General features: G+C 47.0%; 9 protein-coding genes. 2 read left to right on the top strand and 7 right to left on the bottom strand.

From position 1 onward, the window contains the following. Positions 1-55 precede the first annotated feature (55 nt). The 5 genes from CCC32_RS07500 to CCC32_RS07480 all read right to left on the bottom strand — a co-directional run bounded on the left by CCC32_RS07500 (position 56) and on the right by CCC32_RS07480 (position 7997). A complete protein-coding gene (locus CCC32_RS07500) occupies positions 56-2272 on the bottom strand; it encodes a cytochrome c biogenesis protein CcsA (protein ID WP_287073405.1) in 2217 nt (738 codons plus the stop codon). A 35-nt stretch (positions 2273-2307) separates the two neighbouring features. After that, positions 2308-3546: a di-heme oxidoredictase family protein gene (locus CCC32_RS07495; RefSeq protein ID WP_287073403.1), complete on the bottom strand. Its 1239-nt coding sequence runs from the start codon at positions 3544-3546 to the stop codon at positions 2308-2310. A 53-nt stretch (positions 3547-3599) separates the two neighbouring features. Next, positions 3600-5273 (bottom strand): di-heme oxidoredictase family protein, encoded by a 1674-nt coding sequence (locus tag CCC32_RS07490; RefSeq protein WP_278842211.1) that lies wholly within the window; start codon positions 5271-5273, stop codon positions 3600-3602. Positions 5274-5379: 106 nt separating this feature from the next. Continuing rightward, positions 5380-6540, bottom strand: a complete 1161-nt coding sequence (locus CCC32_RS07485; protein ID WP_287073400.1) for an imelysin family protein — start codon at positions 6538-6540, stop codon at positions 5380-5382. 110 nt (positions 6541-6650) lie between these two features. Beyond that, positions 6651-7997 carry a hypothetical protein gene (locus CCC32_RS07480; protein WP_042519448.1) on the bottom strand — a complete coding sequence of 449 codons (1347 nt, stop codon included), beginning with the start codon at positions 7995-7997 and terminating at the stop codon, positions 6651-6653. Between the two features lie 357 nt (positions 7998-8354). Between CCC32_RS07480 and tnaA the strand changes: the two genes are divergently transcribed. Next, positions 8355-9734: a tryptophanase TnaA gene (gene tnaA, locus CCC32_RS07475; RefSeq protein WP_022317330.1), complete on the top strand. Its 1380-nt coding sequence runs from the start codon at positions 8355-8357 to the stop codon at positions 9732-9734. A gap of 687 nt (positions 9735-10421) precedes the next feature. Here the strand turns inward: tnaA and rpsA are convergent. After that, positions 10422-12194, bottom strand: coding sequence for a 30S ribosomal protein S1 (gene rpsA, locus CCC32_RS07470; RefSeq protein ID WP_022317329.1), 1773 nt, complete (start codon positions 12192-12194; stop codon positions 10422-10424). Between the two features lie 479 nt (positions 12195-12673). Beyond that, positions 12674-14512, bottom strand: coding sequence for an SLC13 family permease (locus tag CCC32_RS07465; protein WP_044065908.1), 1839 nt, complete (start codon positions 14510-14512; stop codon positions 12674-12676). Positions 14513-14694: 182 nt separating this feature from the next. On the opposite strand from CCC32_RS07465, the gene CCC32_RS07460 reads away from it, so the two are divergent. After that, positions 14695-16428 (top strand): ArnT family glycosyltransferase, encoded by a 1734-nt coding sequence (locus CCC32_RS07460; protein WP_287073396.1) that lies wholly within the window; start codon positions 14695-14697, stop codon positions 16426-16428. Positions 16429-16449 lie beyond the last annotated feature (21 nt).

Genomic DNA, 16449 nt, shown 5'->3' with positions numbered 1-16449 from the left:
GGTTTACATTGTCATCCCTAAAAGTTATTGCAACATAAGGGAACAAAAGGAAAAACTAAGCGTATGAGTGTAGTCCGGCAAGGAAATAATTTACCCCAAAGTACGTCATCAGTACGCAGAGGAAAGCCAACAGCATATAGATATGGATGTGGAGAGGTTTATGCAGCCATTTCAAGTCGCTGTGGAGAGGAGCTGAGTAGATGAGCATCGTTATGAGAGCCCATGTCTCTTTGGAGTCCCAGCTCCAGTAGCGGCCCCAACTGACGTTTGCCCATACGGCTCCTATGAAGATGCCCACGGCAAGGAGACTGACGGCGGGGTAGAGGAGGAAACCGGATGTGGCGGCAAGCTGATCCTCCTTGGCAAGGTCGCCGCGGCGGTGGGCCCAGATGCCTTCGGCGGCAATGAGTGCCATAAGACCGAAGAGGGCATAGGAGAACATTATAACCATCACGTGGACGGAGAGCAGGGGCGATTGTAGCACAGGCATGAGTTGTGTGATTTGCGGATTGCCGTCGGTTATCATTGCCACGAGCAGGGCGAACGACGAGAGTAGCGGACCGAAGTTCTTCACTGGCATGAAACGCTTGCCCATGAATAGTGTGAGCAGGAGCGTTGCCCAAGCCATAAACTGCATCGTCTCGAAGCCGTTTGACATCGGCAGATGGCCAGAAACCATCCAGCGCAGCAGGAGCAGCAGTGAGGTGTGGAGAAACATTATGACGGTGAGCCATAGGGTTACCTTCGAGGCAATCTTTCTTTTCTTCTGATTCAACGCTATGGTAGACGCCACGCTGAGCAGCAGCGAGAGGGAGAGATAGAGCATCGTGGGCAGGCGAAGGGTGTTCAATCTGTTATAGAACACTTCGGCGTAAATCAAGAATTTAGAGGGAATCACGTCTTTTGCCTTCACGTGCTGATAACTGTAAATCTTCTTCACTATCTCGCTTGCACGAGAGTTATCGCCCGTGATGATGCTCTCGGCAAGATAGTCCATCGATTTGCGCACAAAGGTGAGTTCCTTCTCGTCCAGATTTATGTTGCCCAGGGACTGTCCGGGTGCAAACCATTTGTATTTGCCGTCAGCCTGGCGGTAGGGGAAAAGCTTCAGCATCTCGCCGCCGTAGAGCATGCGAACGATATTGAACTTCTCATCGGCATCGCGCAAACTTTTCTGCATCTTCGTGTCGCCTTTCCTCATTGCCTCCTTCAGTGGTTTCTCCAGCTTGTATTCGTTGTATTCATCCCAGAAATCATTGAACGAAGCCCATTTGTCGTTCAGTCCGAGCAGCTCCTGCGCTTTTTTGTCCTTGATTTCTATCATCTTTACCGTTTCCCAGTAGGGTACGTCGAACACCCATCCGCAGAACACCTCCGTAGCGGAGAGTCCGTCCCACGAGGGCTTTCCGCAGAGTTTGGTGACGAAGTCCACGGCAACTGTGTTTATCGGCGTGATGCGGCTGTTGTAGAGCACGCAGACTCTTCCGAATCCATCAGCCACATGGCTGTTGATGTTTATCCTCTCCTGCGCCTGTGAGTTTAGGGAGAAAAGGGGCGAGAGAGCCATGACGACAGCCACGGCTGCCACCTTGAGGGCATTGCCGGCAGTGGCTTTTCTGTAGAGCTGCCGCATTCTCGTGCCTTTGCCCAAGAGTATGGCAATGAGCGAGATGAGGAGCATGGCGTAGCCCAGATATGTGACGGCGATGCCCCATGGGTCGTGGTAGACACCGAGGATAGAACCCTGCATATCGCTGTCGTAGCCCGACTGCATGAAGCGGAAGCCGTGGTAGTAGCCGATCTTGTTCATTGAGATTTCTAGTAGTTCATCGCTTGTCGTAATCTCCGTAACGTAGTCCATAGCAGCGTCCGTGCCGGGGTAGCAGTCCATGCGGAACGTTTTCAGAGCCACCTTGAAGCCAAGGTCTACAGACTTTCCCTCGGCGGTCTTCATTACGTTTGTTGCCTCGCCGAGACGGAGGTGTATGGTGCCGCTCTGGGCAGTGGTCCACGAGAGGAGGGCGCCGAGGAGGATTACGAGGAAGGAGGCATGGATAAGGAACACATTTATCCGCCTGTAAAGTTTTCTTTTAAGGATGTAAGCCGTGGCAACGACTGTAAACACAGTCCAGAGTGCAAGAAACCACACAGAACCGTAGATGTTCTGATGGGCAAACTGCGTACCATTAACACTCTCAACGATAGTTGCAGCGGCAAGCACTATTATGATTACCACTGCAATGATGATGATAGAAAATTTCAGATTTCTCATTTATATTTAAAAAAAGAATATTGTTTTATTCCAGATTAAATAGAATCAACAAATTTTATTACGAGCTGACGCTGCTCTTTCGTCAAGTTGCGGAAGTTCTTTACAGCCCAGAGAGCATCGCTCTGTCCGCCCTCGCCAATGCATCCGTGCCACATGATGGCCTCGAGAGTGTTTCGGGCGCGGCAGTCGTGCAGGCGGTCAGAATGTCCGGCACACCGGCTCTGCAATCCTCGTCCCCACAGCGGTGCCGTTTTGCACCATCCTGTGCGCAGGTCGTTCTTCATGAAGAGACGGTGTTGCACGAAGTCGGAGTAGGGCCATATTTTCTGTTTTGGGTAGCGCACCATGCGTGTGTCTTCGGCAGAGAAACGTCCGTAGGGGTCGCGAATCTTGTCTTCTCCTGTGGTCCAGCTTGGTCGGTGGCAGCTTGCGCAGCCTATCTGGGTGAAGAGTTCCTTGCCCTTTTTGAAGTCGGCGGTGAGAGTGTTTCGTGCTGCCGGGATGCCCACTCCGCGGTGCCACACCATATAGTTTACATAGTCAGACTCCTTCATTTCTACGGGCAGGTCGGTGGCGTTGCCAAAGGCTATTATGTCTTTTGCCGGGTCGCCGGTCTTGTTCCATTGTGGGTAATACTGATAGAACTTGCTTGTTACGTCGGGGTCGGCAGCAGCAAACTGCCAATATTCCTTGGGGATGTAGTGAGAGCGGAAGTCGTCTCTCGTTACGTTTTGCACCTCCCAGAACGAAGCGTCGGACATTACTGATGCACGGTCGAGGGCATAGTCAAATTTGTATACTATTCCACCGTTTTCTACAGCAAGTGTGCCGTCGGTATTTTTCACGAAATCCTTTGCCGTATTGTCCCAGAACTGTGGATTGAGCGTGGCGTGTTTTCCTTCGCTGCGATATTGGTCAAGGATGTCCTCGTCGGGAATGGCGTCAATCAGTCCGCTGCCGATAAATCCGATAGACGACTCTAAGCGCACCTTAGCCTTGGAGAGCGGTACCTCGTTGCCCCATTTGTCTATCAGCTTGCCGTATATGCATCCGGGCTTTAGCGTTACTTCGGGGTATATAAGTGAGTATTTCTCGCTGTCGGGGAACTGGTTGCCCCATTGGTCGGTGTATTCGTTCCATGCAATGTCTACCTTCTTCTCGTCAAACTGCGGCTTGAATGGAGCTGTGGCTTGTCCCATGGCAACCCAGCCGAACGACTGCACCACGATGTCGTTCTCGTCGGTAATCATCAGAATATATCTTGAAAATGCCACACACTACCTATGAATGAACATAAGTGCAGGCAGTGTGTGGCAAATAAATTACATTAGATTGATTCTATGAAGAATATGATGTTGTCGCGGTCAGCCTTCTTCAGGTTGCGGAACTTCTCGATGGCGTAGCGGGCGTCGCTCTTGGCGTTGCCGTGCCACATGATAGCTTCCATTGTGTTTCGTGCGCGGCAGTCGTGCAGACGATCTTCAGCTCCAGTACAGAGTTTAGACAGTCCGCGACCCCAGAGAGGAGTGGTGCGGCACCAGCCAGTGCGGATGTCGTTCTCCATGAAGAGACGGTGCTGCACGAAGTCGGTGTATGGCCATATTTTCTGGTGAGGATAGCGCGGCATGTCGTTGTTCTTGAAGATGCCGTTAGGGTCCTGGATATTGTCGTCGCCGGTGGTCCATGATGGACGGTGGCAGTTGGCGCATCCTATCTCCTTGAATAGTTTCATTCCCTGCTTGAAACGGTTTGTTGTGGTGTTGCGTGCAGCAGGAACGGCAAGTCCGCGATGCCATATCATGAAGTTCTTGTACTGAGAGCTTGACATCTCAGGGTCGAGGTCCTTAGCCATCAGGTAGTTGTAGATGTTCTGCTTCACGTCGGCTGTGTGCCACGTAGGGTGGGCGTTGTTCGGGTCAATCTGCTTGATGTATTCAGGGAAGCCAGCCTGAACATCAGGGTCTTCCATAGAACTCTTGGCATAAATTGTACCGTCGAGGCTCAAGTAGTGGTAGCGGCGGTCTGGTCGTGTCACGTTTGTGATGTTCCAGATGGCGTTTGCTCCGGCTGCGTCGAGGATTGGTCCGCGACTCATTGCATAGGTGTAGCGACGGACATACTGCTTCTTGTCGCCGGCATTGTTCACGTAGTAGCTGACCCACTTGTTGTCAGCCTGGCTCCAGTATGCAGGGTTCAGAGCGTTGGTCTTGCCTACAGAGTTGAAGTATTCGCTCTGTCGCTTCCATTCTGCTGTGATAGAGTCGTCAGGGATGGCGTCGGTAAGTCCGGTGCCATAGATGCCGATAGTAGATTCCAAACGGACACCGATTTCACTTGCCACCTGGTCGGCAGGGATAACCACATACTTTCCGTCGCGCTTCACTGTAACAGGAGAGTAGTAGGCGTCGGCTGGGATGGTAACTTCAGGATAGATAAGCGAGTAGGTCTCGCCGTCAGGGAACTTGTTGCCCCATTCGTCGGTGTAGTTCTTCCATTCAATGTTGATCTTGCTCTCGTCAATCTGTGGCTTGAACGGCTTCACGGCCTTTGTCTGCGGCATTCCGGCTACGGAATAGATGTAGGCGTTGGTCTTCTTGTCGTAGACTACGAGCAGGTAGCCGTTGCCGTCCTGGTCAGCGCGGTAGGCAGTCTGACGCTTGCCGTGACCATAGTTCGGATGGCAGTAGAGACAACCGCGGCGCACATATACAGGACCGAGTCCGGCGAAAGCGTCGTTTGAAGTGTTGTAGTCTTTCTCGAAGAGGGACTCACCAATCTGGAAGTTCAATGAGAGACCAGCATCATCAACAGCCTGAGTAGCCTGACGATAGGCATATGCAGACTGAATGCTTGTCGTACCGAGTTTTCCTCCGGCATAGTACCATTCATTAGGAGTGCCATACTCTGCCTCAGGCAGATGGACATCGAGATTGTCGTCATCGGTGCAGGCTGTTAATGCCAATGCCGATAACAACGCAGGAACTAAATAGATGTGTTTCATAATGTTGCTTGTTGTTAAACGTAAAATGTTGGTGGCTGCTTTTGGGGCAGACACCAACGGTTATTTAAATTTTTAATGTTCTTTTGGATGTTTAGCCTGTGGACGATTAGTCGAGCAGCTTGTCGAGAGCGTTCAACGATTCCTCCAGTTCGTCGAGAGCTTCCATTGCATCCTTAGCACTCTGGTCTGTGTAGTAGAGAACGAATGGCTTCTTCATGCTGCTGATCTTTGAGAGAGCATTCTCAAGGTTAGTCATAACGTTCTGTGCGGCAGCCTTGGTCTTGTCGTTCTTCAGACAGATGCCGATGAGAGACTTTGCCTCAGGAGTTGTTCCGTCAACTGTGCAACCGCCATAGAGGACGTGCTTTACAGACATGATGTTGTCGTAGAAGTCCTGGATAGAGTTATGGGCATGTGGCGACTCGATGTAGTTGACGTCCTCACCTGTGGCAGGAGCACCGATCTTAGAGTCGCGTACCTCACCGATGATGTCGTTAGCACCGGCGATTATTTCCTTGGATGCAAGTACAACGGTAGAGTAGGTGGAACCTGCGTTGCCTGCATTCTTGAAGTTCTCGCCATAGTTGATGGAAGATGCGAATTCAACTTCGTCGAGGAGAGCCTGCTCATCGGCAGAAACCTTGCCACCCCATGCTGAAACAAGCTTCAAGGAGCTGAGGTAGAGATCCTGTGCTGCTGTCTTTGCGAAGTAAATCTCGTTTGCAGTCATGTCAGCGAAGTGGCGTGGCTGACCCTCGCGGAAGATAAGATACTCAACGGCGTGGAAACCTGTAAGGTTCTGACCTGTAGCGATAGCCTCGTTGATGGTGTTTGTTTCGTTCTCAAATTCATCCTCGCCAAGTTTTGCGTTCTTATAGAGACTCATGTATTTGTCAAACTGAGTGCGGTCGAATGGCCATGTGTCTGTGTGAGGGTCGATAGCATAGTCGCCGGCAGCTCCGAAGAGGAAAGCCTCAGAGAACTCCCACCATTTACGTGATTGCTTCCATGTCTCGCAAGCCTTTGCAACACCGGCATCGTCAGACATAGCGTTGAGGTCAGCAACGAGCTGCTTGTTATAGTCGGCAAGGTTGCGGTATGTTGCAACAACCGTATTGTCAACATAGTCTGCGTTGACTTCCTTCAGCTCGCTGGAGCTGAATGTTACGTCCTGTTCGTCGTTGTCATCATCGCTACAGCTTGTGAAGCCCATTGTGAAAGCCAATGCAGCTGCAAACATCATTGAATACTTGAAGATTTTGTTCATTTTCTTGATTTTTAGTTTATTATTAAGTTTTCTTTTTTATGTGAGTAATGGTAAATTAATGTCTTGACTAAATCAGAAACTTGAATTAATATTACATTCCAAACTTTAAATTATTTCAGGAACCATCCAGCGTAGGTTATTCCCAATGAAACACTTGGCTCGTTGTTGTAGCCGTGGCTGAGGAAACGGTTGCTGTATTCTCCCTTGATTGTAACCTGTCTGATAGGAGAGTAGTTCACGCCGACAGCCATTCTCTTGACACGGTCGTATTTGTAAGCCACTTTCTGTCTGCCGGCGGCATAGGTGTTGTAGTCTTCGTAGCGGCCGAAGAGATAAAGCTTCTGCTTGTCGCTCAGACTGCTTATCTGCGAGAATATGTTGTAGCCAGCCTCAAGACCTACAGAGTAGGCGTTGCTTGCGATAGGAGAGTGCTTTGAAGGCGAACCGTCCTGCTGGGTGTGCTTGGGGTAAGCGTTCATGAAGGTGGTCATTTTCTGTGCATCAGCAAGATGAGAATATGTGGCATTACCACGTACTATCCAGTTCCAGCGCTTCATCTCCAGTCCGAAACTTCCGATTGCCAAGGCTCCGTGTACCTTGTCGTAAGAGGCACTTGCCTTGCGCTCCGTGTTCTTGAAAGTATAGCCATAGTATCCGCTCAGACTAAGACGGACGCCAGGGATGGAATAGTTGTCGATACGTGCCGCACCGGCATATACATTTCCCAACTTATACTCGTATGGACTTGTTGCGCCATAATGCACGTAGCAGTTGTGGCCGAAGCGCTCTGCATCGAGACCGGAAGTGAAGATAGCCTCGTAGCGCCAGTCGCTGATGCGTCCCCAAAGAGAGATGCCGACCTGGTGCCATGTGTTAGGCAACATCTTTGCCTCGCCTTCAGAACGGTAGACGGAGAAGAAGTCGTTAGGCATGTGGTAGGCGTTTATTTCTCCGACAGGGATGATAATCTCACCAGCCTTGATGTTGAACTTACCTCCCCAGAAAGCCTTGTTAATCCAAAACTGCTCCAGGGCAACCTCGCCGCCGCGCTCAGTCTCAGCCTCGTATTCGCCACTCTCGTCAGCGTCTATCTCTACGGCATTTTCCGTGCCGCCATGCTCAAACTCTATCTCCGTACCCATGGTCCATCCATGGCCGAAGTCATAGCCGAGGTTGAGAGTGACGTGTGGCAGGTCGAAGCGTCCGTGGCTATCGTCATTCTTGTATGTGGCAGGGTCGCGGTAGCGGTTGAAATGCTGACTGTAGAAATTCCTGCTCATCACGGCCTCGCCATATCCCCCGATACTGAATCGTGACAATGCTGAGGGCTTCTCTGTCTTTGGTACTGTACATTCGGTTTTGTCCGACTTCTTTTCTTTGCAACATTCATCTTGCGCAATGGCATTCGTTGCGAAACTGCATGAAAGTAGTCCTAAAAGGAGTATGTTCTTTGTCATTTTATATGATGTAAATAATTATACCTATTAATATGCCGACCGGGACGATTTGGTTTCTCTTAACGGCAAACTGATTTTACGTTTGCAAAAGTAAAGCGATCCTGAAAGTGTCACAATACTCAAATTTTAGGAAATTTTTATTACTATACATTAAAAGATGTGCTATTTTTCCAATGTAGATAATAATAATTGGGTATCAATGAAAAATTAGTGACATTATGAATTGTTAAAAAATTGATAAATGAGAATGTTTTGGCATATTGGTCTTTGTATGTTCAAAACTATTACGTAAATTTGGCAACGAAATCTAATATCACTGTCCATATATGGGCGGTTAACCAATTTAAAATAAATATTATGAATTTACCATTTGCAGAATCTTGGAAAATCAAGATGGTAGAACCTATTCGTAGGAGTACTCGCGAAGAACGCGAACAGTGGATAAAAGAAGCTCATTACAATGTGTTCCAGCTGAAAGCTGAGAATGTTTACATTGACCTGCTTACCGACTCTGGTACCGGAGCGATGAGCGACCGTCAGTGGGCTGGCGTGATGCTTGGCGATGAGAGTTATGCTGGAGCCACTTCTTTCTTCAAGCTGAAAGAGACAATACAGAGACTCACCGGTTTTGAGTATGTTATACCTACACACCAGGGTAGAGCTGCAGAGAATGTGCTTTTCTCATACCTGGTAAAGGAAGGTGATGTAGTGCCAGGAAATTCTCATTTTGATACAACCAAGGGACATATTGAGGGACGTAAGGCTGTGGCTCTTGACTGTACCGTTGATGATGCTAAAGACACTCAGCTCGAAGTGCCTTTCAAGGGAAACGTTGATCCTAAAAAACTCGAGGCGGCGTTGGAGAAATATGGTGACAAGGTGCCTTTCATCATTGTAACTATCACCAACAATACGGCGGGCGGACAGCCTGTATCAATGCAGAACCTGAGAGAGGTGAGAGCCGTTGCAGATAAATTCGGCAAACCTGTCATTTTCGACTCTGCTCGTTTTGCAGAAAATGCATATTTCATCAAGACACGTGAGAAGGGCTATGAGAACAAGACGATAAAGGAAATCACACGTGAGATGTTCGAACTTGCTGACGGTATGACTATGAGTGCAAAGAAGGACGGTATCGTGAATATGGGTGGTTTTATTGCTACACGTCGCCAGGATTGGTATGAGGGTGCAAAGGGATATTGCGTTCAGTTTGAAGGCTACCTTACATATGGAGGTATGAACGGACGCGACATGAATGCTCTTGCCATCGGTCTCGATGAGAATACAGAGTTCGACAACCTCCAGACCCGTATTCATCAAGTGGAATATCTCGCTTCTCTGCTCGACGAATATCATATTCCTTACCAGCGTCCTGCAGGAGGCCATGCTCTTTTCATTGATGCTCCAAAGGTGTTGACACACGTTCCAAAAGAGGAGTTCCCGGCACAGACTCTTACCATAGAGCTTTATCTCGAGGCAGGAATCCGTGGATGTGAGATCGGTTATCTGCTTGCTGACCGTGACCCTGTGACCAGAGAGAACCGTTTTGGTGGACTTGATCTCCTGCGCTTGGCTATTCCTCGCAGAGTATATACAGACAACCATATGGCAGTAATCGCTGCAGCGCTGAAGAATGTCTATGACAGAAGGGAGCAGATCACTCATGGTGTGCGTATAACATGGGAGGCTCCGCTGATGCGCCACTTCACAGTACAGCTGGAAAGAATAACTGATTGATGATTTTATTTCCCAAATAGGTAATATCATTTCCCACAGCCGGTCTTTTTAATGATCTTGTTGTCGACAGTCCGGTTGTGGTTAATAATTAGATTTAAGAGGGTGTTTCATTTTTTTATTTGATTCACCCTCTATTTCTTTATGCTGAAGTCTGATCAATTTACCCCAGCTTTTATATAAACACACCTGGTTTCGTGTGTAATCTAATTGTAAGCGTATCCTCGATGCTAATACCGTTTAGAGGTTATTTCAGTTGTATTCATAGACTGAAAAATAGACTTGCGATGTTTAAACCATAGACCTTGATTTTCCCCCATGGCGTGGGGAACAGTCCCCCCTAATGTGGGGTTTCATTCCCCACATTAGGGGGGAGATCAGGATGGGCTAAAGGGATGATACTTCTATGATACTTTAATGATACTTTTCTGTAAAACATTCAGAAAAGTAGCATTGGGTTAAGTCGTTTGCCTACAAGGTCTTAGGGTGTAATTGGAGGACAGAATGATACTATGATACTTTGTTTTGAGAAAAACAGTTTGTGAGATCTAAATATGTATTTCGTTAGATATTTGTTTTAGTCTGAATTATTATCTTATAAGGATAGGAACAAAAAAGAGGACACATCAAAAATATGATGCGCCCTCAATGAATTATGTTACTGATAAATTATCAGAAACGATGTCTTTATTATTCACCCTTTTCCATCTTAGCCTTCAATGCAGCAAGAGCGTCGATGTCACCGAGAGTTGTAGATGCAGCAACGTTGTTGATTGTAGCTGTCTCTTCCTTCTTGGCTGTCTTCTTGCGTGGTGCCTTCTTTGGCTCTTCCTTCACATCCTCGAATGTGCGGCTGTGAGAAAGGATGATACGCTTTGTTTCCTTAACGAACTCGATAACCTTGAACTCGAGCTCCTCGCCCAGCTGAGCCTGTGAGCCATCTTCCTTAACGAGGTGCTTTGGAGTAGCGAAACCTTCACCACCCTCGTTGAGAGTGATTACGGCACCCTTGTCCATCATTTCTGTGATCTTGCCCATGTGTACAGAACCTGGAGTGTAGATTGTCTCGTATGTGTCCCAAGGATTCTCCTCAAGCTGCTTGTGACCGAGGCTCAAACGACGGTTGTCCTTATCTATTTCAAGAACGACAACATCGATGTCTGCACCAACCTGTGTGAACTCTGATGGGTGCTTAACCTTCTTTGTCCAAGAGAGGTCAGAGATGTGGATAAGACCGTCAACGCCTTCCTCAAGCTCTACGAAGATACCGAAGTTAGTGAAGTTGCGAACCTTTGCAGTGTGCTTACTTCCAACAGGATACTTAACCTCGATTGTCTCCCATGGGTCTTCCTTAAGCTGCTTGATGCCGAGAGACATCTTGCGCTCCTCGCGGTCGAGAGTCAGGATAACTGCCTCTACCTCGTCGCCAACGTGGAGGAATTCCTGTGCTGAACGCAGGTGCTGGCTCCAGCTCATCTCTGAAACGTGGATAAGTCCCTCTACGCCAGGAGCAATCTCTACGAATGCACCGTAGTCAGCGATTACGACAACCTTGCCCTTAACGTGGTCGCCAACCTTCAGGTTTGCATCGAGTGCATCCCATGGGTGAGGAGTGAGCTGCTTCAGACCAAGAGCGATGCGCTTCTTCTCGTCATCGAAGTCGAGGATAACGACATTGATCTTCTCGTCGAGAGCAACAACCTCGTGTGGATCGCTTACGCGGCCCCAAGAGAGGTCTGTGATGTGGATGAGTCCGTCAACACCACCGAGGTCAACGAATACACCGTAAGAGGTGATGTTCTTGACTGTACCCTCGAGGATCTGACCCTTCTCAAGCTTGCTGATGATTTCTTTCTTCTGTGCCTCCAACTCAGCCTCGATGAGGGCCTTGTGAGAAACAACAACGTTACGGAACTCCTGGTTGATCTTGACAACCTTGAACTCCATTGTCTTGCCTACGAATACATCGTAGTCACGTATAGGATGGACGTCAATCTGGCTTCCTGGCAAGAATGCCTCGATACCGAATACGTCAACGATCATACCGCCCTTAGTGCGGCACTTGATGTAACCCTGGATAACTTCCTCGTTGTCCAAAGCAGCGTTGACACGCTCCCAGCTCTTGCTGAGACGAGCCTTCTTGTGAGAAAGAAGCAGCTGACCCTTCTTGTCTTCCTGGTTCTCAACGTACACCTCTACTGTGTCGCCAACCTTCAAATCTGGATTGTAGCGGAATTCGCTTGCGGGGATGATACCGTCGCTCTTGTAACCAATGTTTACGATAACCTCTTTCTTGTCGATAGAGATTACAGTACCGTCAACAACCTGATGCTCGCTTACCTTGTTGAGTGTCTCGTCATAAGCTTTCTGCAAATCTTCTTTGCTGACATTTACATTACTTCCGTTCTCAAACTCGTCCCAGTTGAAGTCTGCCAACGGCTGTACGTTCTTAAAATCTGCCATAAAAATAAATAATGTTTGTTTTGTAATTAATAAAGTTAGACTTTATGTGAATTTATAAATCGCCTGCAAAGGTACTACTTTTTTATAAGTATTCCTTTCTCATATTTTATGATAAAGTGGATCGGATACGTAATTTATGTTTATTTAACCTTTTTCGACGGTGAAATCAGTATTTTGTCTGTCTTTTTATGCCCAAAACGATAAAAGTGATGCCGACGAGCATCAACAATAGGCTCGCAGTCAAGGAAATGTTGCTGCTTGTGTGCGTCACGAATGATGTCAGAAGCATGAGCGTTGATATTATTAATGACATTGTACCCATCAGTGAGAAGTTGAATCTGTTCTTGATATTGTCTATGATTTTCATTTTCACATAATTATATATTGTGCGCTGAAATGGTTTCTTTTCTTTCCTCATTGCAAAGTTATATAAACTTATTGGTCCTTGCCAATTTTATCGTTTTTTTTGTTGTGTGGTATTAGTATGGGAATATAAATGGTAATATTATTACCATTGCAATTCCAATGACTAATTGCAGCGGCAGTCCAACTTTCAGGTAGTCGCTGAATGTGTATCTTCCAGCCTGCATGACAAGGGCGTTTGGCGGTGTGGAGAAAGGAGATGCGAAACACATGCTTGCACCTAAGGTTACGGCAAAGAGAAATGCGTAAGGTGTGATGTTCAGTCCTGCAGCGCTTTGCATGGCTATGGGGGCCATGAGAACAGCTGTAGCGGTGTTGCTCAGAAATAGGCTGAGGACAGATGTCGTCAGATAAATACCTGCAAGGAGTACGGTGGGGCCGGCTGATCCAAGTGAGTTTACCAACGTGTTGGACAGGAGTGTTGAAGCTCCCGTCTTTTCCAATGCTATTGATACGGGCATCATGGCTGCTATTAGTACTACGCTTTCCCAGTTGATAGTCTTGTAGGCGTCTTCTATGCTTCTGAAGCATCCGCACAATATCATGGCTACGGATGCGAGCAGTACGGCGGTGACAGGGGCAATGGGGATGAAGTCTGTTGCCATTGCTATTACCATACAGAGCATGATGAGTGCGGCAATGTGTGACTTGTGTGTCAATGCCACACGGGATGCGGCTTCGAGAGGCTGGCCCAATATTACCCAACCTTCCTCGTATTGTCCGAGTTTCTCAATGTTTGTCCATGTGCCCTGGATGAGGAGAATGTCGCCAGACTTCAGTTCCTGGTCGGCCAGATTGTCGGTTATGTATTCTCCGCGTCTACGGATTGCAACGATGTTGGTGTCGTATTTCTCTCTGAAGGCGGTGTTACGTATCTTTCTGCCTAATAGTCGGGCCGATGGCAGCATGACGAGTTCTGCTATTCCGATGTCGTAGAAGTCGAGACGTTTGTCCGTTGTCTTCATTACGGACAAATTGAAATCTTCTACGAACCTTTTCACCATCGAAGAGTCGCCTGAAACGAACAATACATCTTTGCTATTGAACACGGTGTCAGCGTTTACCGTATTCTGATTGATGTTTTTGATGAACTTGTTGTTGATGCTGCTTTCCTGCCTTCTCTCCAATATGGTGAGTCCGTATACGTTGTTCAGGTCAAGTTTTGACATGGTCATTCCCGCGAGCTTTGAATCTTGTGGTATATAAAGAATCTGCAGCTGTTCTGTCAGTTTGTATTCATCCACCAGCTGTGTCAGGCTTTTCTGTTTCTTTCCGTTATCTTCTGATGATGTGTCTTTTTTCGACAGAAACCATTTGCATAGTGGAATCAATGTGATGGTGCCGACGGTGAGGCAGACAATGCCCACCGGCAGGAAGGAGAAGAATGAAAGTCCTTTTTCGCCGGCTTCTGTCAAGGCTTCCTGTATTACAAGGTTGGGTGGCGTACCTATAAGCGTAAGCATTCCGCCCATGCTGCTGGCGAAGGCAAGGGGCATGAGAAGTTTCTTTGCACTGACCCTTGCCCTCGAAGCTATACTTACTACGATGGGTAGCATGAGGGCTACGGTGCCGGTATTGCTTACGAAAGCGCCGATGACAGCCGTTACAAGCATCACTACTATTAGTATAACGGTGTCGTTGGTACCTACCGTCTTGAGAATCTTACCACTTATCGTCTTTGCCAACCCTGTCTGCAGGATGGCTCCACCGACGATGAAAAGACCTATCATCATTATGATTACAGGATTGGAGAAGCCGGATAGGGCTTCTGCAGGAGTCAATACGTTGGTAAGGATAAGCGACAGCAGAGTGCATAATGCTACAATGTCTGAACGGATTTTTCCGATGACGAAAAAAATTGCGGAAACAGCTAATATTACAATTGGCGTGATCATAGATGAATATAGTTGTTTAGGATTTACCTACAAAATTAATTGAAAAATTCAATAAATATCCATTGAAACAGAGTTCCTACAAACTATTTGATTAATTTTGCAGATTATTAAGAAAATGATTTGTTTTTTGTATGTAAGAAAACGGTTGTTTTTTCGTTTGTAAGAATAATCACATGGTTAAAATGAAATTGAAACTCAACGATTCAAAAACTTGTTTCTGGATATTGGCATTGGCAGGATGTCTGTCGCTCGTGATCTTTTTGGGAATGGGTCTCTTTAATACTAAAGGAGAGCCTCGTGAGGCAATTGTGGCACTTTCGATGTTGCAGTCTGGCGACTGGATATGTCCGATAAACAATGGTGTAGACATTGCTTACAAACCGCCGTTCTTCCATTGGTGTGTGGCGTTGTGCTCGCTTGTGGCTGGCTATGTTTCGGAATTCTCATCACGATTGCCGTCGGCTTTGGCCACAATATTGATGGTGCTCGTGGTGTATAAGTTTATGATCCGCAACAAGGTAAGTGTGGAATTGAGTCTGCTCACGGGACTAGTGACGTTTACAACCTTTGAGGTGCATCGTGCTGGTATGGCATGCCGTGTAGACATGTTGTTGTCTGCTATGATAGTAATAGCCATTTACTTTTTCCATGGATGGTATAAATCTAGAAATGCAGTATTGCTTCTGTTTGTCGTGTTGTCCATGAGTGCTGCTGCATTGACAAAGGGACCTGTCGGTATTTTGTTGCCGTGTGGAGTTATGGGACTTTTTATGCTTGTGAGAGGTGAAAATTTCTTCAAGACGTTTTTCTTGTGTCTGTCTGTAGCTTTAGCGTCTTGCGTATTGCCTTTTATATGGTATTATCTTGCCTACCAGGAGCGTGGCGACGCATTTTTGTATCTTGTGTATGAGGAGAATGTCTTGCGTTTCACTGGCAAGATGGTGTATTCTTCGCATGAGGCGCCGGCAATATATAATGTCGTTTCCGTGATAACAGGACTGTTGCCTTATACATTGCTGTTTGTGGTATTCCTGTTTACAATGAAACTTTCGCTGCCCAAAAGCTCGGCAGGAGTCAAATCGTGGTTTGTGAGTTTGCCACACCGTTTAGGCAGAATGTCAGACCAAGATCTGCTGTCGTTTTTGAGCATTGTCGTGATATTCGTATTCTTTTGCATTCCTAAAAGCAAGCGTAGCGTATATCTGTTGCCAATATATCCGTTCATGGCTTATTATATAGCGAGATTCATACACTATATCTCGCAGAGAAACCGAAGGATTGTGGTAGGCTATGCGAAGGCGTTTGTCGGCATTGCCGTTTCATTGCCGCTGCTTGTGCTGCTTGTAAGGACAGGGATCCTGTCTGGAGTTTCTTTTAGTGGAAAACATGCAGCCGAGTATCTGGCTTATGTCCATAACTTCATGAATTTACCGTATCTGCAAATAGTGCTATTCCTGCTCTTTGCATTGGGTGTAGCGTATTTGTTCTTGTCTAATTGGAAAAAAATGTCCGTTGATGGATTGGGAGTTTCTGTAGCTGGAATTGTCGCCGTTGTATTTATGATGATTGATGGACTCATATTGCCTTCTGTGTATGACGTGAAGTCTGATTATCATATGGCCAGGGAAATGCAACAACTTGTGCCAGATGGGAAAATCTGGGACTATAGAAAGGATTTCAGAGTAGGCCAGAGAGGTAGGATGCATCAGTTCTCTGTGAATTTCTATCTTGGTGATCGTATTGTGCCTCTCGACCAGAACAGGCCAAACAAGGGATATATGATAATGGGAGATGATGACTATAAGGAATTTGTGGCTTCATTTCCAGATTATGAGTTGAAGAAAATCAAACGTTTCAATCACAAAAGTTGTGACGACAAGAGATTCCTCACTTTGTATTCTTTTATGAAAAAGTGATTTAGTATTAGATAATAAGTT

The sequence above is a fragment of the Prevotella sp. LMAG:51 genome, assembly GCF_008680225.1.
GTDB classification, from domain to species: Bacteria; Bacteroidota; Bacteroidia; order Bacteroidales; family Bacteroidaceae; genus Prevotella; species Prevotella pectinovora.
This window is presented reverse-complemented; position numbering and strand designations above follow the sequence as displayed.

Bases quoted from the DNA above. Each gene is read 5' to 3' on its own strand.
- CCC32_RS07500 (WP_287073405.1), bottom strand. From the start codon at position 2,272: ATGAGAAATCTGAAATTTTCTATCATCATCATTGCAGTGGTAATCATA.
- CCC32_RS07490 (WP_278842211.1), bottom strand. From the start codon at position 5,273: ATGAAACACATCTATTTAGTTCCTGCGTTGTTATCGGCATTGGCATTA.
- CCC32_RS07485 (WP_287073400.1), bottom strand. From the start codon at position 6,540: ATGAACAAAATCTTCAAGTATTCAATGATGTTTGCAGCTGCATTGGCT.
- CCC32_RS07480 (WP_042519448.1), bottom strand. From the start codon at position 7,997: ATGACAAAGAACATACTCCTTTTAGGACTACTTTCATGCAGTTTCGCA.
- tnaA (WP_022317330.1), top strand. From the start codon at position 8,355: ATGAATTTACCATTTGCAGAATCTTGGAAAATCAAGATGGTAGAACCT.
- rpsA (WP_022317329.1), bottom strand. From the start codon at position 12,194: ATGGCAGATTTTAAGAACGTACAGCCGTTGGCAGACTTCAACTGGGAC.
- CCC32_RS07465 (WP_044065908.1), bottom strand. From the start codon at position 14,512: ATGATCACGCCAATTGTAATATTAGCTGTTTCCGCAATTTTTTTCGTC.
- CCC32_RS07460 (WP_287073396.1), top strand. From the start codon at position 14,695: ATGAAATTGAAACTCAACGATTCAAAAACTTGTTTCTGGATATTGGCA.